General features: G+C 56.7%; 23 protein-coding genes. 12 read left to right on the forward strand and 11 right to left on the reverse strand.

Annotated elements, in window-relative coordinates; translation table 11 throughout:
• Positions 1-81: 81 nt before the first annotated feature.
• The 9 genes from hisD to IBX51_RS09120 form a co-directional block, all read right to left on the reverse strand.
• A complete protein-coding gene (gene hisD, locus IBX51_RS09080; RefSeq protein ID WP_291830850.1) occupies positions 82-1401 on the reverse strand; it encodes a histidinol dehydrogenase in 1320 nt (439 codons plus the stop codon).
• A 246-nt stretch (positions 1402-1647) separates the two neighbouring features.
• The gene (gene hisG, locus IBX51_RS09085; RefSeq protein ID WP_291830851.1) at positions 1648-2295 is read right to left on the reverse strand and encodes an ATP phosphoribosyltransferase; all 648 of its coding nucleotides are present in this window, start codon (positions 2293-2295) and stop codon (positions 1648-1650) included.
• A gap of 30 nt (positions 2296-2325) precedes the next feature.
• Positions 2326-3588, reverse strand: coding sequence for a UDP-N-acetylglucosamine 1-carboxyvinyltransferase (gene murA / locus IBX51_RS09090; RefSeq protein ID WP_291830852.1), 1263 nt, complete (start codon positions 3586-3588; stop codon positions 2326-2328).
• A 22-nt stretch (positions 3589-3610) separates the two neighbouring features.
• Positions 3611-3859, reverse strand: a complete 249-nt coding sequence (locus IBX51_RS09095; protein ID WP_291830853.1) for a BolA/IbaG family iron-sulfur metabolism protein — start codon at positions 3857-3859, stop codon at positions 3611-3613.
• Positions 3860-3919: 60 nt separating this feature from the next.
• Positions 3920-4237 carry an STAS domain-containing protein gene (locus tag IBX51_RS09100; protein ID WP_291830854.1) on the reverse strand — a complete coding sequence of 106 codons (318 nt, stop codon included), beginning with the start codon at positions 4235-4237 and terminating at the stop codon, positions 3920-3922.
• On the reverse strand, positions 4234-4887 hold the full coding sequence (locus IBX51_RS09105; protein ID WP_291830856.1) for a phospholipid-binding protein MlaC: 654 nt from the start codon (positions 4885-4887) through the stop codon (positions 4234-4236). Before IBX51_RS09105 ends, IBX51_RS09100 begins: the two co-directional genes overlap by 4 nt.
• Before the next feature lie 23 nt (positions 4888-4910).
• Positions 4911-5360 (reverse strand): outer membrane lipid asymmetry maintenance protein MlaD, encoded by a 450-nt coding sequence (mlaD, locus tag IBX51_RS09110; protein WP_291830857.1) that lies wholly within the window; start codon positions 5358-5360, stop codon positions 4911-4913.
• A 22-nt stretch (positions 5361-5382) separates the two neighbouring features.
• Complete coding sequence (gene mlaE / locus IBX51_RS09115; protein WP_291830858.1) at positions 5383-6165, reverse strand: lipid asymmetry maintenance ABC transporter permease subunit MlaE; 783 nt, start codon at positions 6163-6165, stop codon at positions 5383-5385.
• On the reverse strand, positions 6162-6974 hold the full coding sequence (locus IBX51_RS09120) for an ATP-binding cassette domain-containing protein (RefSeq protein WP_291830859.1): 813 nt from the start codon (positions 6972-6974) through the stop codon (positions 6162-6164). Before IBX51_RS09120 ends, mlaE begins: the two co-directional genes overlap by 4 nt.
• Positions 6975-7191: 217 nt before the next feature.
• On the opposite strand from IBX51_RS09120, the gene IBX51_RS09125 reads away from it, so the two are divergent.
• From IBX51_RS09125 to yjgA, 12 genes are all read left to right on the forward strand, one after another.
• Positions 7192-8181 carry a KpsF/GutQ family sugar-phosphate isomerase gene (locus IBX51_RS09125; RefSeq protein ID WP_291830860.1) on the forward strand — a complete coding sequence of 330 codons (990 nt, stop codon included), beginning with the start codon at positions 7192-7194 and terminating at the stop codon, positions 8179-8181.
• Positions 8182-8249: 68 nt separating this feature from the next.
• Positions 8250-8798: a 3-deoxy-manno-octulosonate-8-phosphatase KdsC gene (kdsC, locus tag IBX51_RS09130; protein WP_291830882.1), complete on the forward strand. Its 549-nt coding sequence runs from the start codon at positions 8250-8252 to the stop codon at positions 8796-8798.
• A gap of 29 nt (positions 8799-8827) precedes the next feature.
• Positions 8828-9394, forward strand: coding sequence for an LPS export ABC transporter periplasmic protein LptC (gene lptC / locus IBX51_RS09135; RefSeq protein WP_291830862.1), 567 nt, complete (start codon positions 8828-8830; stop codon positions 9392-9394).
• The gene (gene lptA / locus IBX51_RS09140; RefSeq protein WP_291830863.1) at positions 9378-9905 is read left to right on the forward strand and encodes a lipopolysaccharide transport periplasmic protein LptA; all 528 of its coding nucleotides are present in this window, start codon (positions 9378-9380) and stop codon (positions 9903-9905) included. The genes lptC and lptA overlap by 17 nt, the downstream gene beginning before the upstream one ends.
• A gap of 7 nt (positions 9906-9912) precedes the next feature.
• The gene (gene lptB, locus IBX51_RS09145; protein ID WP_291830864.1) at positions 9913-10638 is read left to right on the forward strand and encodes an LPS export ABC transporter ATP-binding protein; all 726 of its coding nucleotides are present in this window, start codon (positions 9913-9915) and stop codon (positions 10636-10638) included.
• Positions 10639-10827: 189 nt separating this feature from the next.
• A complete protein-coding gene (locus tag IBX51_RS09150; RefSeq protein WP_291830865.1) occupies positions 10828-12357 on the forward strand; it encodes an RNA polymerase factor sigma-54 in 1530 nt (509 codons plus the stop codon).
• Between the two features lie 72 nt (positions 12358-12429).
• Positions 12430-12732, forward strand: coding sequence for a ribosome hibernation promoting factor (gene hpf / locus IBX51_RS09155; protein WP_291830867.1), 303 nt, complete (start codon positions 12430-12432; stop codon positions 12730-12732).
• 100 nt (positions 12733-12832) lie between these two features.
• A complete protein-coding gene (gene ptsN / locus IBX51_RS09160; RefSeq protein ID WP_291830868.1) occupies positions 12833-13303 on the forward strand; it encodes a PTS IIA-like nitrogen regulatory protein PtsN in 471 nt (156 codons plus the stop codon).
• A 41-nt stretch (positions 13304-13344) separates the two neighbouring features.
• On the forward strand, positions 13345-14229 hold the full coding sequence (rapZ, locus tag IBX51_RS09165; RefSeq protein WP_291830869.1) for an RNase adapter RapZ: 885 nt from the start codon (positions 13345-13347) through the stop codon (positions 14227-14229).
• 7 nt (positions 14230-14236) lie between these two features.
• The gene (locus IBX51_RS09170) at positions 14237-14506 is read left to right on the forward strand and encodes an HPr family phosphocarrier protein (protein WP_291830870.1); all 270 of its coding nucleotides are present in this window, start codon (positions 14237-14239) and stop codon (positions 14504-14506) included.
• 95 nt (positions 14507-14601) lie between these two features.
• A complete protein-coding gene (gene mgtE / locus IBX51_RS09175; RefSeq protein WP_291830871.1) occupies positions 14602-15963 on the forward strand; it encodes a magnesium transporter in 1362 nt (453 codons plus the stop codon).
• 10 nt (positions 15964-15973) lie between these two features.
• Complete coding sequence (gene yjgA, locus IBX51_RS09180) at positions 15974-16510, forward strand: ribosome biogenesis factor YjgA (protein ID WP_291830872.1); 537 nt, start codon at positions 15974-15976, stop codon at positions 16508-16510.
• Positions 16511-16534: 24 nt separating this feature from the next.
• Here yjgA and IBX51_RS09185 read toward each other — a convergent pair whose 3' ends face one another.
• The gene (locus IBX51_RS09185; protein WP_291830873.1) at positions 16535-17359 is read right to left on the reverse strand and encodes a carbon-nitrogen hydrolase family protein; all 825 of its coding nucleotides are present in this window, start codon (positions 17357-17359) and stop codon (positions 16535-16537) included.
• 12 nt (positions 17360-17371) lie between these two features.
• Complete coding sequence (locus IBX51_RS09190) at positions 17372-21103, reverse strand: AsmA-like C-terminal region-containing protein (RefSeq protein WP_291830874.1); 3732 nt, start codon at positions 21101-21103, stop codon at positions 17372-17374.
• Positions 21104-21126: the final 23 nt, after the last annotated feature.

A 21126-nucleotide genomic window follows, 5' to 3' on the forward strand; every position in this document is an offset into this window, starting at 1 on the left:
TTCAGTTTTACCAGGTTAGCCATCTTGGGCTGCTCGCCGGGAACGTAAGGCTGCAGCTTGCTGACCAGTGAACTCCAGAACTTACTCATTGCCACGATTCTCTTTAAGGCGATATTCGGCAGAGCGCGCGTGGGCGGTAAGCCCCTCACCCCTGGCCAAAACAGACGCAACCCGCCCCATGCGATCGGCACCCTCGGGGGTGAAGCCGATCAGTGACGATCGTTTCTGGAAGTCGTACACGCCCAGGGGTGAACTGAACCGCGCGGTACCGCTGGTCGGCAGCACGTGATTTGGGCCGGCACAGTAGTCGCCGAGAGCTTCTGCCGTGTAGCGACCCATGAAAATAGCACCGGCGTGACGGATGTCATCTAACATGGCTTGCGGATCTTCCACCGACAGCTCCAAGTGCTCCGGCGCAATCCGGTTACTAACCTCAGCCGCCTCTTTCAGGTCTGCCACTTTGATCAAAGCACCACGGCCGATCATGGATGTGCGAATAATCTCTTCCCGCTCCATGGTGGGCAACAGTTTGTTGATGCTCGCCTCAACCGCATCCAGAAAATCCCCATCGGGGCTCACCAGAATGCTCTGAGCCTGCTCATCGTGTTCAGCCTGCGAAAACAGATCCATGGCAATCCAGTCCGGATTGGTTTTGCCATCGCAAATCACCAGAATTTCAGACGGCCCGGCAATCATGTCGATACCCACCACACCAAACACCTCGCGCTTGGCGGTCGCGACGAAAATATTACCCGGCCCAACAATCTTGTCTACCGCCGGCACCGTCTCCGTGCCGTAGGCCAATGCACCCACCGCCTGAGCGCCACCGAGCGCAAATACCCGATCAACACCGGCAATGGCTGCCGCCGCCAGCACCATATCATTGACCACACCATCCGGCGTTGGCACCACCATAATCAACTCACCAACCCCTGCCACCTTGGCAGGAATCGCATTCATCAACACCGAAGACGGATACGCCGCCTTACCACCCGGCACATACAAACCGGCACGATCCAACGGCGTCACCTTCTGCCCCAGAATCGTCCCGTCCTCATCCTGATACTGCCAGGACTGCTGATTCTGCCGCTCATGATAATCCCGAACCCGCGCAGCCGCCTTCTCAAGCCCCTCACGCTGATCCTGCGGAATCCTCACCAGGGCCGCCTGCAACCGATCCTGCCCGATCTCAAGCTCCGCCATCGAACCAACCGACAACCGATCAAACTTGGCCGTAAACTCCAGTACCGCCGCATCGCCACGGGTTTTCACCTCATGCAGAATATGACGCACCGACTCGTTCACCTGATGATCCACACTGTCATCCCACGCCAACAGCTTGGCGAGCGCACCATCAAAGTCACTCTGGGTAGTGTTCAGTCTGGTGATCTTGTCTGTCATAGTTCAAATCCTGTTTTGGATTGATAGCTTACGTCTGCTGGATTACCCGCCAGCGATTCGGGGAAGTGCTTAATTAAATCATGGGGCTTCCAAACTCTGGAGTATGCGGAAGCCTACAGGGGTGGCCTTCCAAAACTGTGCGCAGCCATGGATGGCGGAGCTCAAGCGTCACATGGACGTGCCGAAGGAGCGTGTTTTGGAAGGCCACCCCTGTAGGCTGCCCCACTCCAAAACAAGAGGGAAGCCTTACTCGGAACCCCGGCGTTTATCCACAGCCACCGCCATCTTCTCGATGATCGGATTAATCTGCCCATGCTTCATCTTCATCGAAGCCCGATTAACCACCAACCGGCTGCTGATATGATCAATAAGCTCCCGAGACTCCAGCCCATTCGCCTTCAGCGTATTGCCCGTATCCACAATATCCACGATCTCATCCGCCAGATCCAGAATCGGCGCCAGCTCCATCGCCCCATACAGCTTAATGATATCCGCCTGCCGACCCTGCGCCGCATAATACCGACGCGCAATATTTACGAACTTGGTCGCCACCCGGATTCGCCCCGCAGGCGCCGGCTCTCCCTTCTTGCCAGCCGTCATCAGCCTGCAACGGGAAATGTTCAGATCCAAAGGCTCATAGAGCCCTTCTCCGCCGTGCTCCATCAGCACATCCTTGCCAGTCACGCCCAGATCTGCAGCGCCATACTGAACATACGTGGGAACATCCGTGGCTCGGATAATCAGAATGCGCACACTCGGATCCGTGGTCGGGAACACCAGCTTGCGGGACTTGTTTATGTCGTCAATCAGCTCAATGCCGGCTTCCGCCAGCAAAGGCAAAGTCTCTTCGAGGATTCGCCCCTTCGACAACGCGATGGTGATGGAATCTGTCATGGGTCTTTCCGGGTTCCCGTTAATATTTGATTACGCCGGCAAACGGCGAATACTTCCGCCCAGCAGCTGCAATTTTTCTTCAATGCACTCATAACCGCGATCAATATGGTAGATACGATCCACAATGGTCTCGCCCTCAGCCACCAAAGCCGCAATAACAAGACTGGCCGATGCACGCAGATCGGTTGCCATGACCGGCGCACCGGTCAAATGATCCACGCCTTTGATGATGGCGGCATTACCTTCAAGCGTAATGTCTGCACCCATCCGGATCAGTTCCTGCAAGTGCATAAAGCGGTTTTCGAACACCGTTTCTACAATCGTACCCGTTCCTTCAGCAACGGCATTCATCGCCGCAAACTGTGCCTGCATATCCGTTGGAAAAGCGGGATAAGGCGCCGTGCGAATATTGACCGCTTTAGGGCGTTTACCCCTCATGTCGAGCTCAATCCAGTCCGGACCGGTGGTTATGTGCGCACCTGCCTCCTCCAGTTTGAGCAATACGGCTTCCAGTAGATCTTCACGGGTATCTTTCAGCTTGACCCGGCCGCCGGTCGCTGCCGCCGCCACCAGGTACGTTCCGGTCTCGATGCGATCCGGCAATACGTTGTAATGACAACCGTGCAGTCGCTCAACCCCATTGATCTCAATGGTGGCGGTACCGTGGCCTTTTATATCCGCGCCCATGGCGATCAGGCACTCGGCCAGGTCAACCACTTCCGGCTCGCGGGCGGCGTTTTCAAGAATGGTTTTGCCATCCGCCAGGGTGGCTGCCATCAGCAGATTCTCGGTGCCGGTCACCGTCACCGTATCCATAAAGATGTGGGCACCTTTCAGGCGACCGTTCGTTTTCGCCTTGATGTAACCATTCTCAACCTTGATATCCGCACCCATCAGCTCCAGCCCATGGATGTGCAGATTCACAGGCCGCGTGCCGATAGCGCACCCGCCAGGCAACGACACTTCCGCCTCACCGAAGTGCGCCACCAGAGGTCCCAACACCAGGATCGACGCACGCATGGTCTTTACCAGCTCATAAGGCGCGTGAAAGTGCTCAATGGTGTTGGCATGTACTTCTACACTCATCTTTTCATCAATGAGCAGCTCTACCCCCATCCGACCCAACAGCTCGATCATAGTGGTGACGTCATTCAGGTGTGGCAGATTGCCGACGGTTACTGGCTCATCCGCCAGCAGAGTAGCCGCCAGAATTGGCAACGCGGCGTTCTTGGCACCGGAAATGCGAATCTCGCCATCCAGAGGCTTGCGCCCCCTGATCAGAAGTTTATCCACAATAATAGTTATCCTGTTCTGTTCAGGCGCTTGCCTGCCGTTCGGCCCACTCGCTGGGAGTGTAGGCCTTCGGATGAAGAGCGTGAATGGTACCGTCCATAATATGTTGGAACAGCACCTTATTAATCATCTGCTGCCGTTTAATGGTAGACAGACCCTCAAAGACGTCGCCCACGGCGATGACGAGGTAATGGTTGCCGTCAACCTGCACCTGAACCTCACAACCGGGCAGTGCATCTTTAACAAGTTCGGTAACCTGAGCGGCGTCCATAGAAATTCCTCGGCTGGTTTGAAATCAGGGGCGGAATTGTAACCAATTCCCGAGCGCGGGTCAGCTGTGCGAGGCAAATCCGGGAATCTGGTCATCCAGATTGCTGAGAGCAGCCAGCGACCGCAGGCGATCACTGACCCCTTCAAAGGAGAGGACGGTCTGGTTTTTCAACGCGAGTCGCTGCCAGCATAACAGCATCGACAACACCACACTGTGCGCCGTCACCAGTCCGGACAGGTCAACCGCCAGCGAACCACCAGCGGCCTGGATCAACGCTTCACCCCGGTTACGCAGGGTCACAACCGTACTGGCGTCTACGGCACCCGCCACCCTGAGGGTGGAGCCGTCGAGCTCAATGGTTGCAGCATCGCTGCTCATGAGCGGTCGAGCTCTTCTTCAAGGTTCAGAGATTCGATGGTATCGCCCCAGCCATCAATGACCGCCTGCACCTGCCCTCGATTCTCTTCCATTTCCTGGGCAAAGCGATCACGGAAGGCCAAACCGATGTTGATGCCCTCAACGATTACGTTCTCCATCAACCAACGACCGTCCGCATTCCTGTACATGGAATAGGTTAACGGGTAGCGAGTGCCGGAGGAGTTGACCAATTCCATCTGCACCGTGCCACGCGCGTCATTTTCGCGCATGATCGCGGCTTCTTTTACGGTAATCTGAAAGCTGTCGGCAGACACCAATGCCTGAGCGTAGCTATCAAACAGGCTGCGCTTGAACTTTTCAACGAACTCGTCCCGCTGCTCTGACGTGGTTTGGCGAGCGTAGCGGCCCATTACCCGGGCTGCAATGCGCCGAAAATCGACAAACTGGTCGAGCGTTTCGTCCATGCTGGAATAAAAGGCTTCCGGGTCTTTGTCATACAAACCGCGCTCCGCATTCAGCTTTTGCACCAGCTTCTGAGTATTCTCATCCACATAGCGCCTCAACTCCTCCTCTGGCCCGGCCAGGGCTTGACCGAGCCCTAATGTAAACAGCGCGAAGACCAGAAAGACCCGGTATTTCATAGCAAACATTGCATTCTCCTGTGCGTTAACGCTTAGCGGCCGGATGCGAAATTACTGATCATCCGTTCCAGATTCATGGCGGACTGGGTTGTATAGAAAGCATCCCCTGCTTTCAGAGACTCCATATCCCCGCCAATCGATATATCAATGTACTGCTCACCCAGAATTCCGGATGTACGTATTACTGCAGCGCTGTCGGCCGGAATGTTATCCATATTCTTGTTAATCGACATGGCCACTCGCGCCTGGAAGGTTTCTTTGTCCAGGGTGATCGACTCAATGGTACCCACAGTGACGCCCGCCATGGAAACCTTACCCCTCGGTGCCAGGCCACCGGTATCGTTGAAATTGGCGTAAAGGGTGTAGGTAGCTCCTGCCGATTTTGGCGATAAGCCACTTACCTGCAGTGCAAGAAACATCAAAGCGGCAAGTCCGGCGACCATGAAAAGACCGACCACGATTTCTGTTGTTCGTTGTGCCATGACAGGCTCCCGACATTCCTGATTAAAAGTTACCAAACATGACAGCGGTCAGCACGAAATCCAGGCCGAGCACCGCAAGTGATGAATAGACCACGGTTTTGGTGGTCGCAGAACTGATGCCAGCCGAGGTCGGCACGCAATCATAGCCCTGATACACCGCTATCCAGGCGCACACGAAACCGAACACCACACTTTTGATAATGCCATTGACCACATCATCAACAAAATCGACCGAGGCCTGCATATTGCCCCAATAAGAGCCCTCGAACACGCCCAGCCACTCGACACCAACCAGCATGCCGCCCAGCACACCCACCACCGAAAAGATCATGGCCAGCACGGGCATGGCCAGAAAACCCGCCCACAATCGGGGCGCAATCACGCGTCTGAGCGGATCAACCCCCATCATTTCCATGCTGGACAACTGCTCGGTGGCCTTCATCAGCCCGATTTCAGCGGTCAGGGCCGAGCCAGCGCGGCCGGCAAACAGCAACGCTGTAACCACAGGCGCCAACTCACGCACCAGGGTCAGCGCAATCATCTGACCAATGGCCGCCTCGGAACCAAAATCGCTGAGTATGGTGTAGCCCTGAAGGCCAAGTACCATACCGATAAACAGGCCGGAGACGACAACGATCGCCAGCGACAACACCCCGACCGCATACAGTTGACGGATCAGCAGCGGAAAACCGACCGAGGGCCGCGGCACCCCGAACACCACGCCCGCCAGGAATTGACTGGCACGGCCGAAAGAGGCAACGGTCTCTATACCGATACGCCCCAGCGCCGCAATCTGATTCATCATACAGTGCCCCCCGCCACACCGAAGTCCGAGGCGGCATCGCCAGACGGATAATGAAATGGCACGGGACCGTCTGGCTCCCCGTTCAGGAATTGCTGTACCTGTTCGGAGGGATGCTCACGCAACTGCTCAGGGGTACCTTCACCAATCACCTTACCGTCGGCAATGATGCACGCGTAATGGCAGATGCTCAGGGACTCTGGCACATCGTGGGATACCAGCACGCTGGTCAGTCCCATAGAGCTGTTCAGATCGCGGATCAGCTTGACCAGCACGCCCATGGCAATCGGGTCCTGCCCGGTAAAGGGTTCGTCGTACATAATCAACTCAGGGTCCAGGGCAATACTTCGAGCCAGTGCCACCCGCCGGGTCATACCCCCGGATAATTCAGAAGGCATCAAGTCACGGGCGCCCCGCAGGCCCACAGCCTCAAGCTTCATCAACACAATATCGCGAATCATGTCTTCGGGCAGAGCGGTATGCACCCGCAGCGGAAAAGCCACGTTCTCATAGACACTGAGATCGGTAAAAAGTGCGCCACTCTGAAACAGCATGCCCATCTTTTCCCGCAATCGGTACAGGTCCCGGCGCTTGAGCTTTGGCACCTCAAGCCCAGCCACCTGAATTTGCCCGGAGTCCGGCCTCAGCTGGCCACCGATCAGGCGAAGCAGCGTGGTTTTACCGGTGCCACTAGGCCCCATAATAGCTGTGATCTTACCCTTGGGAATATCCAGGGTAACACCATCAAAGATGCGCCGACCGGAGCGGGAGAACACCACATTCTTCAGAGTTATGTATGCAGACGGCTCCATAATTCATCCTTTTCGGGGAGGGCCTACATTATGACAAGCATCGCTCCAGCTCAATGGCGAGCCCGTCAAAGGTCAGTAAAATGTATTGATGGCAATGATCAGTTTCCCTGAACGTTGGCAGCCACCCGGCTTAACAATGATATACTCCGGGCTCAGCACGCCTGTCCGTTAACGATGGCCAGGCAAACCAGACCGACCGAGCAGACCATCAGCCGCGATGACAGATTCAAATTATTCAGAGTCCCGGGATTACCGCTCATCTGCACTGCGGGCTATCCGTATTGAGCGGGAAGCGATCGAAGCACTGGAAGGCCGTATCGACGGCGAGTTCACCAAAGCCTGTGACATCATCATGGCGTGCAAAGGCAGGGTGGTGGTGACCGGCATGGGCAAATCCGGCCACATCGGCAACAAAATTGCCGCCACCCTGGCCAGTACCGGCACCCCATCGTTTTTTGTTCACCCCGGTGAGGCAAGCCACGGTGACATGGGTATGATTACGTCTCAGGATGTGGTCATCGCCATTTCCAACAGCGGCAGCACCAGCGAAGTGATCACCATTTTGCCCCTGATCAAGCGCATGGGCGTACCGTTGATTAGCATGACCGGCAACCCGGTATCTGTGCTCGCCAAAGAAGCGTTGGCCAATCTCGATGTCAGCGTTGCCATCGAGGCCTGCCCGCTTGGGCTGGCACCAACTTCCAGCACCACCGCCACCCTTGTGATGGGCGACGCCCTGGCCGTGGCTTTGCTCGAAGCCCGCGGCTTCAGTGCCGAAGACTTTGCCTTTTCACACCCGGGCGGAAGCCTTGGCCGGCGCCTGCTGCTGAGGGTGTCTGACATCATGCATGCCGGCGAACAGATTCCCCGCGTACTGGAAGACACCACGCTCAGCGGAGCCCTGCTGGAGATCACCCGCAAGGGACTGGGCATGACCACCATCGTTAACGCAAAGGGTGAGTTAAAAGGCATTTTTACCGACGGCGATCTGCGCCGAACCCTCGACAAATCCGCCGACGTTCACAAAACCCTGATTTGCGATGTCATGACCCGCCACGGCAAAACCATCCAGGCAGACCATCTGGCCGCCGAAGCTCTGAACATCATGGAAGAAATGAAGATCAATGCCCTGCCAGTAACCGATGACAGCGGCAACCTGGTAGGTGCCATCAACATGCACGACCTGCTGCGAGCCGGGGTTATATAAACAGCGACACAAAAGGTTATACAGGGGGCTATGTGACGAACCATCCAACCGCAGACCTGGCACCACCCATGCACGAAAGCTGGGGCGACGAACTCAAGAAAAAAGCGGCAAATGTGCGCCTGATCGCGCTCGACGTCGATGGCATCATGAGTGATGGTCGTCTGTATTTCAGCGCCAACGGCGACGAACTCAAGGCATTCAACATTCTGGATGGCCTCGGCCTGAAGCAACTGATGAACGCAGGCATTACCGTCGCAGTCATCACTGGTCGACGCTCTCCACTGACCGAAAAGCGCATGAGCGACCTGGGTATTGCCCACCTGATGCAGGGCCGGGAAGATAAAAAAGTTGCGCTGCAAGAGTTGGTGGCAGATATGAATATCGCACCCGAGCAGATCGCCTACATGGGTGACGACCTGCCAGACCTGCCCGCCCTGCAGTATGCCGGCCTGGGCATTTCAGTACCCAACGGATATTGGCTGGTGCGCCAGCAGGCGGATTACTGCACCCTGGCCCAGGGTGGCTATGGCGCCGTACGGGAAGCTTGCGACCTTATTCTGTGGGCTCAGAACCGACTGCAAGCCACGCTACAACACTACCTGAACAATCCGTTATGAATCGCGACACTCTTTTATCCGTTATAAGGATGCCCAGACTGCGAACCCTGGCGCTGGCCGCCACCATCGCCGCCACCGTGTTTTTGATGTGGCAGCGAGAAGAAGCCAACGACCTGCTAGGCGACGCAACCGAGCTCCGGGGGCCGTCCGAACCCGACAGCTTCGTGATCGAAGGGCGCTACACCACCTGGAACGAACAGGGCAATCTGAAAATGACCCTGTCCAGCCCCCGCATTGATCAGTTCGAGACCAGTGATCACGCCATCATGAACGCCCCGCGGGCCAGAATATACAACGAGCAAGGCACCGACCCATGGATTATTGAAGCGGATGAAGGTAGCCTCCAACAAAATGACGACCGGGTTGTTCTGACCGGCAACGTGATTGTGCTGAGGCAGACCGCAGATTCAGAAGCGACGCTGACCACCAACTCGCTGACTCTGGACAACAAGCAAGGCACAGTGCACACCGACCAGCCGGTCACCATTACCGAACCGTTTGGCGTAACCCGGGCGACCGGCATGAAAGCGTGGGTCGACCAACGCGTACTGGAACTCAACTCCCGGGTGGAAGGGCACTATGAAACCATCAGGTAAGCTCGCATACCTTTTGCTAACAACACTGGCTCTGACGGGCCCCGCCATCGCGTTTGATCTGGACTCGGACGCCCCAATCCGGGTCAGTGCTGATTCCGCCCGGCTGGATGACACAGAGGGCACCGCCGTTTACAGCGGCGATGTTGAACTCACACAAGGCGCCACCCAACTGAACGCTGAGCGCGTGGTGCTGTATCGTAACCAGCAAGGCCTTAGCCGGATCGAAGCCAGCGGCGAACCTGCCCGCTACCGCCAGCCCGCCAGAGAGGGCGAAGCCATGACCGACGCCCGGGCCCGCACGATTACCTGGTCAGCTGCCGAAAACGAGCTGACGTTTGAGCGACAGGCGTTCATTGAACAGGGCAGCAACGTGTTTCGAGGCGACGTCATTCGCTACGATACCGTGCACAGGGTGGTCACCGCAGAAGGCGGCAGCCCTTCAGAAGACAGCTCCGGCCGGGTAGAGATGGTGATCCAGCCCCGCAGCACCGGCAACCCCACAGACGAGTAGGTTTCTGATGGCAGTTCTCAGAGCCAGTAATCTGGCAAAAAGCTACAAGCAAAAAAAAGTGGTGGTGGACGTGTCTCTGGAAATTCGTTCCGGGGAAATCGTCGGGCTGCTCGGCCCTAATGGTGCCGGCAAAACCACCTGCTTTTACATGATTGTCGGCCTGGTGCCCTCTGATCGCGGACGCGTCACCATTGATAGCCTCGACATCACCCCCCTGCCCATGCACGGCCGGGCCCGCAAAGGCATTGGTTATCTGCCCCAGGAAGCGTCTGTATTCCGGAAGCTGACCGTGCGCGACAACATCATGGCCATTCTGGAAACCCGCAAAAACATGAAGCGGGCCGATCGGGACGCCAAACTTGAAGAGCTGCTGGAAGAGTTTCACATCACACACATACGGGACAGCCTGGGCATGGCATTGTCCGGCGGGGAGCGTCGACGGGTAGAGATTGCCCGGGCGCTGGCCATGGAGCCCGCATTCATTCTGCTGGACGAGCCCTTTGCCGGGGTAGACCCGATCTCGGTCAGCGACATCAAACACATCATCCGGCACCTGCGCGACAAAGGCATCGGCGTACTGATTACCGACCACAACGTGCGTGAGACGCTGGATATCTGCGAGAATGCTTACATCGTCTCAGGCGGGCACATTATTGCCTCGGGCAATTCCGAGACGATCCTGGCCAACCAGCAAGTCAAGGAAGTCTATCTGGGCGATGAATTCCGGCTGTAAGCACCCGAAAGGACACCGGCGACCGAGGTCTGATTGTTTTGATGATCTGTAGCAAGTAAACTCGGCAAAGAACTTGCTTATACTACGTGTCACGCACGGCAAGTATTGATCGTACAACAATTTTTCAGCCTGTACGCAGGCCGCTTCAACACCGGGACACCCTTGATTTATGGATCTTGAGCAATGGTTATGAAAGCCTCATTACAGCTTAAGATGGGCCAGAGTCTGACCATGACTCCCCAGCTGCAACAGGCCATCCGTCTGCTGCAGCTTTCCACCCTCGATCTCCAGCAGGAAATCCAGCAAGCGCTGGAATCCAATCCGATGCTGGAAGCTCCAGAGGATGAGGACCTTCCGGAAGCCAACGCCGATGTAAATACTCCGCAAGAAGAGCCTAAAGACACCAGCACCGACTATGACGAATCGAGTGCCGACGTCGCCACCGACTGGGATGAGAACGAAAACGCTCCGGACTGGTCCTCCGAGAACGAAATTCCCGACAACATTCCAGATGATCTGCCGGTAGACACCGCCTGGGACGACATTTACCAGTCGGCGCCCGCGCCTGCCAGTAAAGGCGAAGACGATAACGAATCCGACTTTGAAACCCGCAACTCGCCGGCAGAGACTCTACGGGATCACCTGGAGTGGCAGCTTAACCTGACGCCGATGAACGAGCGTGACAGCGCCATTGCCCACGCCCTGATGGATGCTGTCGATGAACGTGGCTATCTGACCTCGCCGATCGAAGAAATATACTCCGGCCTGCAGGACGACACCGAAGAAGACCCGCTTGAGCTGGACGAAGTGGAGGCCGTTTTGCACCGGCTTCAGCATTTTGACCCGCCGGGGGTGTTCGCCCGCGACTTGCAAGAGTGCCTGCTGATTCAACTCAATCAGCTGCCACCAGACACGCCCTGGCTGCGCCAGGCGCGTTTGGTGGTTACCCAGTTTCTGCATTTGCTTGGCAATCGGGACTACGCCCAGCTGCTGCGCCGCAGCCGGCTAAAGGAAGATCAGCTCAGAGACGTGCTCGCGCTGATCACCAGCCTTAATCCAAGGCCAGGCGACGTGGTGGACCGTACCGAGCCGGATTATGTGATTCCGGATGTTATTGTGCGCAAGCACGAAGGCCGCTGGCGAGTAGAATTGAACCCGGAAATTGCACCACGCATCCGGGTTAACGCCAGTTATGCCTCGCTCATCCGCCGGGCCGACAGCAGCGCCGACAACACCTACCTGCGTGACCAGCTACAAGAGGCCAAATGGTTCATCAAAAGCCTGCAAAGCCGCAATGAAACCTTGCTGAAGGTGGCGACACGCATTGTGGAACATCAGCAAGGTTTTCTGGACCTCGGCGACGAGGCGATGAAACCGCTGATCCTGTCTGACATCGCCCAGGCGGTGGAAATGCACGAATCGACAATTTCACGGGTCACCACGCAAAAGTACATGCATACCCCACGGGGCATTTATGAACTCAAGTACTTTTTCTCGAGCCACGTCAGTACAGCCGAAGGTGGGGAATGTTCCTCCACCGCTATTCGTGCGATGATCAAGAAACTGATCGCAGAAGAAACTCCAAAAAAGCCATTGAGCGATAGCAAAATTGCAGCCATGCTTGGAGAACAGGGAATCAACGTAGCGCGGCGCACGGTCGCCAAATATCGGGAGGCGATGCACATACCGCCCTCGAACGAGCGCAAACGACTGGTTTAAGTTTTTGCCGGTGCAAGATGCATCGGTTTCAGTCCGGCGAAAAAGCCGGCTCGATGACAACAGGAGACGCCTATGCAACTCAATATTTCAGGCCATCACGTAGAACTGACCCCAGCACTGAAGGATTACGTTAACACCAAGTTCGAAAAGCTGGAGCGTCACTTCGATCACATCAGCAACTGCCAGGTGACGCTGGAAATTGAGAAAGTTCGTCAGATGGCCGAAGCCACCCTGCACGTCATGGGTGGCGAGATTCACGCAAAGGCTGAAAGCGAGGATATGTACGCGGCGATTGACGCCCTGGTCGACAAGCTCGACCGTCAGATCCTCAAGCACAAAGAAAAGAACGTAGACAGGATGCACGGTAACGGCTGAACGCCGCATTTTGCGCCACCTTACCGGGCGTTTCAACAGATCGAGCTGCGGCGGGGCTTAACCGGCCGCAGCCTTTTTTTTACGGAATCACAGCCGATCCATGAGCGATAACCCCCTGACTATCGACAACATTCTGGCTCCTGAACTGACGCTGTGCCGGGTACCGGCTTCAAGCAAAAAAAAGGTTCTGGAGACCGTCGCCGAACATATTCATCACCAGGACGAAATCCTCAGCGATACCCAGATCTTCAGCAACCTGGTATCCCGGGAAAGGCTCGGCAGCACCGGTATCGGCCAGGGCATCGCGATACCTCACTGCCGTCTTGAGGGGCTTGACCGTGTGATCGGTGTGTTGATGACTCTCGAAGAGCCTATTGATTTCGATGCCATCGACAACCAGCCGGTTGACCTGGTCTTTGCTCTGATCGTCCCGAAAGAAGCCACCAGCGAGCATCTTGAACTGCTGAGTCAACTGGCCGAAAAATTCAATGACCATACCTTTTGCGAACGGCTTCGCCAATGCGAAGATTCAGCCTCCCTGTATCAGCGCATGACCGCAATCAGCCCCTGATACCCTGCTATCTCAGCACAATGAAGGAAGGAGCGCCAACCATGAAACTCATCATCGTCAGTGGCCGATCCGGGTCCGGAAAAAGTACCGCACTGCATGTGCTTGAGGATCTGGGCTTCTATTGCATCGACAACCTTCCTATCGGATTGCTGTTCCCCCTGACGCGTGAGGCCGCCAGTCAAGAGGCGCCCGGCCGGCTCAGAAAAATGGCGGTCAGTATCGATGCCCGAAATCTGTCGGCCGAATTGGCCAATTTCGAGCAGATTTACGATCAGCTTCGGGATACCGGCATTGTGGTTGAAGTCATCTTTCTGGATGCCGATGAACAATCACTGTTGCAGCGGTTTCACGCCACCCGGCGCAAACACCCGTTAAGTGACGACAAAACCTCCCTGCGTGAAGCCATTGCTAATGAAAAGGCCTTGTTGGAGCCACTCTCGAAACTGGCCGATCTCTACGTCAACACCACGGGCCTTTCGATGTACGAGCTGCGCGACATGGTCAAGCAGCGTGTGGCGGGCCGTAAAGATCAGGAACTCGCTCTGCTGTTCCAGTCTTTTGGCTTTAAGCATGGCGTTCCCGTGGATTCGGACTATGTTTTTGATGTTCGCTGCCTACCCAATCCCTATTGGGACACCAGTCTGCGCAAGTTCATTGGCACCGACCAGCCGGTGATCGACTTTCTCGAGCGGGAGCCATTGACCACACAGATGGTGGATGACTTGACCCGATTTCTCGACACCTGGCTACCGTCCTTTGCCGACAGCAACCGCAGCTACATGACCATTTCTATCGGTTGCACCGGTGGCCAGCACCGTTCGGTGTACGTCTGCGAGCAGCTGGGCCGCCATTTCAGCACTCGTTATAACAATGTTCAGGTGCGCCACAACGAGCTGCCTCACCTTCAGGCACGCGGAGAGATATGATCAACCCATGATCTGCCACCCCGTCACCATCATCAATAAACTGGGCCTGCATGCCCGCGCCACGGCCAAGCTTGTAGCGACCGCGTCTGGCTTTGAAAGCCAGGTCCGGATTCGCGGCAAAGGCCGGGATGTAGACGCCAAGAACATCATGCAAGTCATGATGTTGGCGGCCAGCCAGGGCACCGAGGTTGAACTCATTGCCGAGGGCCCAGACGAACAAGACGCTATTGCTGCCCTGGTGACGCTGATCAATGATTATTTTGGCGAAGGCGGATAAGTCTGGTCTGGCTTCGTTATTTCCCTACAACTCTTTCTCACCTGAGTAAGCTAACTCCGCTATAATGCGACGGTTTTCTGAACGCAGGTGGTTTTATGACCGATATTCTGGAAAAAAGTCAGGCCCGCCAGCGCCTTCGCTCTCTCGGTGAGGCTCTGGACAGTGGTGCGCTCAAGCAAGTAGCCCGCATCCTCAATGGCGGCCTGAGCCCCAGCGATATCGCCCACCTGCTGGAATCCTCTCCGCCTCGCCAGCGTGCCTTGTTGTGGAACCTTGTCGACAAGCAGCTCGAAGGAGAAGTGCTCCAGTACCTTGGTGACGACATCCGAGGTTATTTCCTGAGCCAGCTGAACGCCCAGGAATTGGCCGACATCATTGAGGATTTCGAATCCGACGATCTCGCCGACCTGCTCCAGCAACTACCGGACACGGTCATCCAGGAAGTCCTGGACACCATGGACGAGCAGGACCGGCAGCGGGTAGAAGAGGTGCTCGCCTACCCGGAAGATACCGCCGGCGGCTTGATGAACACGGATACGATCACCGTGCGGCCAGACATCAGCATTGACGTTGTGTTGCGTTACCTCCGCCGCCATCGCAACCTGCCACCCATGACCGATAGCCTCATCGTTGTGAGCCGACGAGACGCATATATCGGTATGTTATCGATTACCCGGATGTTGGTATCCAACCCGGCTGCCACGGTCAGGGAAGTCATGGACACCGAGATTGAACCAATCCCGGTCGGCTTGTCAGACACCAAAGTGGCGACACTGTTCGAACGTTATGACCTGATCTCGGCTCCGGTGGTCAATGACCATAACAAATTGCTTGGCCGAATCACCATCGATGACGTGGTGGATGTTATTCGGGAAGACGCCGACCACTCACTGATGAGCATGGCCGGCCTGGATGAAGACGAAGACACTTTTGCGCCAGTCATGAAAACCACCCGCAGACGCGCGGTCTGGCTTGGCGTTAACGTGGTCACTGCGTTTACCTCTGCGTCTGTCATCGGCCTGTTTGAAGAAACCATCCAGCAAGTGGTCGCCCTTGCTGTACTGATGCCCATCGTCGCCAGTATGGGCGGTATCGCTGGCAGTCAGACGCTTACCTTGATGATCCGAGGTATGGCAGTAGGTCAAGTAAGCAGCACCAATGTCAGGTGGCTGCTTAATCGGGAATTTCTTGCCACAACCCTGAACGGATTTTTATTTGCCATCGTGGTGTCAGCTGCCGCCATGCTCTGGTTCAGAGACCCAATCATTGGCTTGGTTATCGCAATGGCGCTGATCATTAATTTGACCATTGCGTCGATTGTCGGCACGTTACTTCCGTTGACACTGAAAAAACTGGACATTGACCCTGCGTTAGCCGGAGGCGTCATCCTGCTCACCACAACCGATGTTGTGGGATTCCTGTCTTTCCTGGGACTCGCCACCTACTTTTATGCATGAGAAGCCAACCATGAGCCAATCCGACAACGGTCCGCAAACTGAAGAGTTTCAAGAATACGCCGGCCCCAGCAAGTCTCAACTGAAGCGGGAAATGCACGCGCTGCAGGATCTTGGCAAACGGATGTTGGAGCTCAATGATGAACAACTGGCGACACTGACGATCAGTGACACGCTGTACCGTGCCATTATGGAATCACGCCGCATCAACCAGCGTGAGGCCAAACGCCGGCACCTGCAGTACATTGGCAAAGTAATTCGACAAGAAACCGATCCCGAGACTCTGAGCCGGGCCATTGATGCCTTTCATGCCGGCAGTGAAGAACATACCCGTCGCCACCACCTGGCTGAACGCTGGCGCGACCGGATGATTGCCGAAGGTGACAAAGTGGTGGGAGAGTTCATTGGCTATTGTCCGCTCGCCGACGTTCAGCATTTACGCAACCTGGTGCGCAATGCCCGTAAAGAAGTGGACGCACAGAAAAACACAGGCCAGGCACGGAAACTGTTCCGCGCCCTGCGCGAGTGGATTGACGACGCTGAACTGTAGCTCAGAGTTGTGACCTTCGGCCCCTTAAAGACGCCGATGTTGCCAAACCGGCATACGGGCCCTGAGCTCGCGTGCGCGTTCGCTATCAAGATCTGCGCTCACCAGCCCGGGGCCTTCCTCAATTTCACAGACAACCTTACCCCAGGGATCGCAAATCAGGCTGTGGCCATAGGTTTTCCTGCGCGGACTGTTCTGACCGCCCTGCCCCGGTGCAACCAACCAGACCTGATTTTCAATAGCGCGAGCCCGAATCAACGCATGCCAATGGGCATCGCCGGTCTGCCAGGTGAACGCACTGGGCAGGCACACCCAATCAACCTCTTGCGCCCTTAACGCCCTGAACAGTTCGGGAAACCGGAGGTCATAGCAGATGGCCAATCCCAGCCTACCGGCAGGCGTGTCTACCGCGACCACCTGATCACCCGGCTCGAACGTGTCGGATTCGCGATACACGCCATGGGCGTCTTCCACCATGGCATCGAACAGGTGGATCTTGTCGTACCGTGCAACTTCCTGCCCCTGATCGTTGTACACAAGACAACTTGCCCGCACACGCTCGGGGACCTTCGATCCGTCTGGACGCGTTGCCAAAGGCATAGAGCCACCGACAAGCCATAACCCCAGGGTCTTGGCTTGCTCCGACAAAAAACGACGGATCACGGGCTCTGGACCCGCCTCCTGCCGACCGCACGCCAACATCTGCGCGGTGGCCAGTACGGCAAAATTCTCCGGCAATACCGCGACTTTCGCCCCTTCCGCCGCCGCTTGTCGCAACAGTCGGGAGGCCTCGGCCAGATTACGTTCAATGTCGTGACTGCTGACCATCTGAATGGCGGCAACTTGGGTCATGGCTCCACTCCCTTATTCACCTGTATCAAATACCCGGCGAAGATCTACTTTGGGGTCACTCCAGGTGCCGGTCACACTGTAGGTGGCACTGGTCAATCGGCTGAGGGGATCACCCAAAATCTTATCCAGAACAAATAGCGCTCCCCCGATCGGGGCACTGGCCCCCATCAGTATGGCAGCAAGCGGCAGGTTCTGGGTAACTGGCAGCACCAATACCAGGCGCATATCCAGGCTTTCATCCGACATATTGGTCGTGCCACTGAGCTTGAAAGCGCCGGATGGGCCAACCAGTTGCAGCTCCGGATCCAGCGTGATCAAGCCGTTCACAATACTGGCTTTTCCGGAAATAGCATCGAAAGCGATACCCCTCTCGTACAGGTCTGAAAAATCCAGGCGCAATCGACGCCAGAGTGTATCCGTATTCAACAGATTGAAAATTCGGAACAGCTGGGCCGACCCGCTTTGCTCCATGATAACGCCGTCGTCCAACCGCACGCTGACCTGGCCATTAAGCCCGCTCAAGGCAAACTCATCCGGTCGGCCAGGCCAGTCCAGATCCAGATCGATATGGGTCTGATCGTTGTTCAGCGGGATCGGCGCCCCGGTCAGAAGTTCCAGTTCTCTCAGGCGGCCACCCGCGAGCGTACCCACAAAGCGACTGGTTTCCCGGTCATCCACTACGCTCCAGCTCATGTCGCCCTTCAGGGCCAAAGTTTCCAGCTGCCCATCAATGTCAACAATGTTCAACCGGAACGGTTGCGGACGCAGACTGAACTGCCATCGCCCGGCACTTTCATCGCCCAACGTCAGCGTGGCAATCTTCACATCGATGTCCGGCCAACTTCCGATATCGAGGGACTGAAAGGCTTCCAACTGTTCTTCCAGCGTCAGCAACTCAGGACGGCTGTCTATGTCGCCGTCCGGCTCGGACCGCGACAGGTTGAGTCGCTGAAGATCGACATCAATCACGCCTTCACTGGGGACCACGATGCGCCCGGCTGCTCGCTCTGAATCGGTGTGGAATACCCATCGATCGCCCAGATCCAACGCATTGATCTGAATACCGTTGAGGCTGTGCCCGGCGAGGTTTAACTGGCTGAGCCGAAGATCAAACCCGGACGGCTTCCATAACAGATCGAAATCGAGGCGATCCTGCCAGTCTCCTGATACCCGAACGCCTTCACTCTCACTGGCGTCTACAAGGGCCAGCAGTTCTGCCTTCTGATCCACCGATTTACCCAGCGGCTCCGGCCAGTCCAGCGCAAGCCCACGCAAGTCTGAGCTGATCGAAATCCGGGGTGTGGTTGCAGCGGCTACCTCCAGCTTGGCGAGGTAGTCGATGGTGCCGGCCATACCGAGGGAAAGGTCAGCCCCCAACCCCAGCTCTCTCAGTAACTGCGGCAAAGGCACCTCACCGGTCTGCCGTATCGACAATGCCGGACCTCCGGCCCCAGCCTCTCGCGCTATCTGCTCAAAGGTCACGGTAACCGGTTGCCCCAGAAAATCCGCGCGCAAGGGCTCTCCGGAAAAGCCCCGAGTAGTGTGGTAGGTAAGATTACCTGCAATACCGGACCAGGTTAGCCCGGCGCCCGGGTAGCTCACTTTCCCGTCGCGGGTGCTCACCTGTGCCTGCACTTCAGTCTGTGCCGCACCGTCGAGTGGAATCTCCAGGTTCAACGCCAATTCGTATAGGCCATCATAGTCAAGCTCGCTAACCACAACGCCGGCCAACTCACCCAGAGGCGTATTGTTCATCCAGTACGGCACCGATTGCCCCGGCACATGGGCGCCAGCATCCACCAGTATTCTGGTTGCTTCATCTTTGGTGCCGGGCACAACTTTGACTTCACCTTTATCAAGATCCAGCCCGCCGATGCGACCTCGCGCCAGAGTCACCACCGTGTCCGCATTGTGAATATCAACCCGACCACGGCCATTTTCAAGCTCGGGCCAGCGCTCGTCATACCGGACCCGGGCCTCATCAAACTCATACCACATGGAGGAGACAAACGATCCACGAGGGGCGCCCGCGTCAATTCGGCCGTGTCCGTAATAATGGCCAGCGGTGATATTGGCCTCGGTGATGGCCGCCGTTAGCCAATCGTAAAGCCCGTCATCCACCGCTTTGACCGGAATGAAATCGGCCAACATCGGCGCTTCGCCATTTTCAACGCCCACACTCAGGCCAAGATTGTCTTCACCAAACCGGTCCAGCCTGAGATCGAACGCACCGGTCAGTGCTGTTCGCTCTCCGTAGGTAAAGCTCAAGTCGTTTGCAAATACTCGGGTGATCGGCCCAGCCAGCTCCCAGGACACCGTGCCCGTGAGGGTGTTAAGCAGCCAGTCAGAAGCAAACAACCGCGGGAAACCCAAGGTCGCCGGCTGCAGAGTCTGCAAAGTGACATAGCCCCGGTCTGCACTCAACTGGATCTGACCATGAAGGCCACTGGCGGAAGGCGCTCCCTGAGCCGCATGAACCGACACACCGCGCAGCCGGCCAGACAGTTCAAAGTGGGCTGGGTCGTCTGGCAGGGTGAGTATCACATCATCCAGGTAACCGGAAGGCCGGTACTGCTCCAACGCCCGGTTGGCCATGTCAGGCAACAGTGGCAACACCTGAAGCAGTCGCCGAATAGGTGCCAACGGCAAGCCGTCAGCAATCAGCAACTGGCCATCAGCAGCCGGCTCCAGGCGAAGCCCGAACGGCTCAACCTCATCACCGTTCCATTGCCACTGAAGTTGCTGAAGATGGAGTGGCCCTGCTTTCTGCCAGCCGAAGCGCGCCCGGATGTTCTCCATGGGCGCAAGCGATTCCTGATTTACGCCCAGTTGGAGATAGGGCGTGCGGACTGAGCCCTGAACCTGTTCTATCTCACCGTCCCTGAAGGTTAACCAGGCTTGCCCCCCCAGATCAACGCCCTCAACCCTCAGTCCGCGCCAGTTCAGATTGTCAGCCAGCCCGTCAAACAGCCGACCGGAATCAACATCCAGATAGAGCTGTCCGGTAAATTCTCCGCGGAAAAAGTGCTGACCGACCAACGCAAAGCTGGCCAACTGAGTGGAAGTGCCGGGCTGCATGGCACGGCCGGAAGCCTGAAACAGCCCCCGCCGGTAGATCAACTCGAGCCTTGGAACATCCAGTTGGCGCAGGTTATCTGAGCCATCGTCAATAACAACGCTGATCCGGGTCAGCGTTACTCTGGGGTCTGACAGCCAGCGCCCCGCCAGTTTCAGCCAGGCTTGTAAGCCCTGACCTCCCGGGCGAGTCAGATCGCTCAGCTCATCCGGTCGGTTGAGCATGTCCAGCTCAGGCTGCCGGGGCAGGACCAGCGATAGTCCATCGGCCTCAAAGTCTTCAAACACCAGTCGGAGGCGGGACACGGAAGACAGAAAGTCCAGGCGCAGGCGCAGATGCTCCAGCTCGGCGATACGTTCACCGGTGTCAGGATCAGAAAGGGTAAGATCGGTCGCGGTCACTGCAGGGTCAAGCCAGTGCCAGCGCGATGACAGTTGGCCAATCCGGACATCGAACCCGGTGCGCTCTGAAAGGGTCGCCGAAAGATCGTAAGAATAGCGATCAAGGTTATTGGTCAGCTGGCGACCAAGCCCGACATACAGGGCGAACACCACCAGTATCGCAAAAAGAAGCCACCAAACCGCGTTCGCCAGATACTCAAGCGCCTTCGCCAGCGCACCAGCTGAACGATCCTGAGATTGGGCTTGGTGTTGCTCACGGCCTTGCATAGCTTACATCACTCCTCAGACAG

The sequence above is a fragment of the Marinobacter sp. genome (assembly GCF_014859525.1).
In the GTDB taxonomy this organism is placed as follows: Bacteria; Pseudomonadota; Gammaproteobacteria; order Pseudomonadales; family Oleiphilaceae; genus Marinobacter.

Bases quoted from the DNA above. Each gene is read 5' to 3' on its own strand.
- ptsN (WP_291830868.1), top strand. From the start codon at position 12,833: ATGAGCGATAACCCCCTGACTATCGACAACATTCTGGCTCCTGAACTG.
- IBX51_RS09100 (WP_291830854.1), bottom strand. From the start codon at position 4,237: ATGAGCAGCGATGCTGCAACCATTGAGCTCGACGGCTCCACCCTCAGG.
- rapZ (WP_291830869.1), top strand. From the start codon at position 13,345: ATGAAACTCATCATCGTCAGTGGCCGATCCGGGTCCGGAAAAAGTACC.
- IBX51_RS09125 (WP_291830860.1), top strand. From the start codon at position 7,192: ATGACAGATTCAAATTATTCAGAGTCCCGGGATTACCGCTCATCTGCA.
- IBX51_RS09150 (WP_291830865.1), top strand. From the start codon at position 10,828: ATGAAAGCCTCATTACAGCTTAAGATGGGCCAGAGTCTGACCATGACT.
- lptA (WP_291830863.1), top strand. From the start codon at position 9,378: ATGAAACCATCAGGTAAGCTCGCATACCTTTTGCTAACAACACTGGCT.
- IBX51_RS09190 (WP_291830874.1), bottom strand. From the start codon at position 21,103: ATGCAAGGCCGTGAGCAACACCAAGCCCAATCTCAGGATCGTTCAGCT.
- mgtE (WP_291830871.1), top strand. From the start codon at position 14,602: ATGACCGATATTCTGGAAAAAAGTCAGGCCCGCCAGCGCCTTCGCTCT.
- kdsC (WP_291830882.1), top strand. From the start codon at position 8,250: ATGCACGAAAGCTGGGGCGACGAACTCAAGAAAAAAGCGGCAAATGTG.
- IBX51_RS09120 (WP_291830859.1), bottom strand. From the start codon at position 6,974: ATGGAGCCGTCTGCATACATAACTCTGAAGAATGTGGTGTTCTCCCGC.
- hisD (WP_291830850.1), bottom strand. From the start codon at position 1,401: ATGACAGACAAGATCACCAGACTGAACACTACCCAGAGTGACTTTGAT.
- mlaD (WP_291830857.1), bottom strand. From the start codon at position 5,360: ATGGCACAACGAACAACAGAAATCGTGGTCGGTCTTTTCATGGTCGCC.
- IBX51_RS09095 (WP_291830853.1), bottom strand. From the start codon at position 3,859: ATGGACGCCGCTCAGGTTACCGAACTTGTTAAAGATGCACTGCCCGGT.
- lptC (WP_291830862.1), top strand. From the start codon at position 8,828: ATGCCCAGACTGCGAACCCTGGCGCTGGCCGCCACCATCGCCGCCACC.
- IBX51_RS09185 (WP_291830873.1), bottom strand. From the start codon at position 17,359: ATGACCCAAGTTGCCGCCATTCAGATGGTCAGCAGTCACGACATTGAA.
- yjgA (WP_291830872.1), top strand. From the start codon at position 15,974: ATGAGCCAATCCGACAACGGTCCGCAAACTGAAGAGTTTCAAGAATAC.
- IBX51_RS09170 (WP_291830870.1), top strand. From the start codon at position 14,237: ATGATCTGCCACCCCGTCACCATCATCAATAAACTGGGCCTGCATGCC.
- hisG (WP_291830851.1), bottom strand. From the start codon at position 2,295: ATGACAGATTCCATCACCATCGCGTTGTCGAAGGGGCGAATCCTCGAA.
- hpf (WP_291830867.1), top strand. From the start codon at position 12,430: ATGCAACTCAATATTTCAGGCCATCACGTAGAACTGACCCCAGCACTG.
- IBX51_RS09105 (WP_291830856.1), bottom strand. From the start codon at position 4,887: ATGTTTGCTATGAAATACCGGGTCTTTCTGGTCTTCGCGCTGTTTACA.
- lptB (WP_291830864.1), top strand. From the start codon at position 9,913: ATGGCAGTTCTCAGAGCCAGTAATCTGGCAAAAAGCTACAAGCAAAAA.
- mlaE (WP_291830858.1), bottom strand. From the start codon at position 6,165: ATGATGAATCAGATTGCGGCGCTGGGGCGTATCGGTATAGAGACCGTT.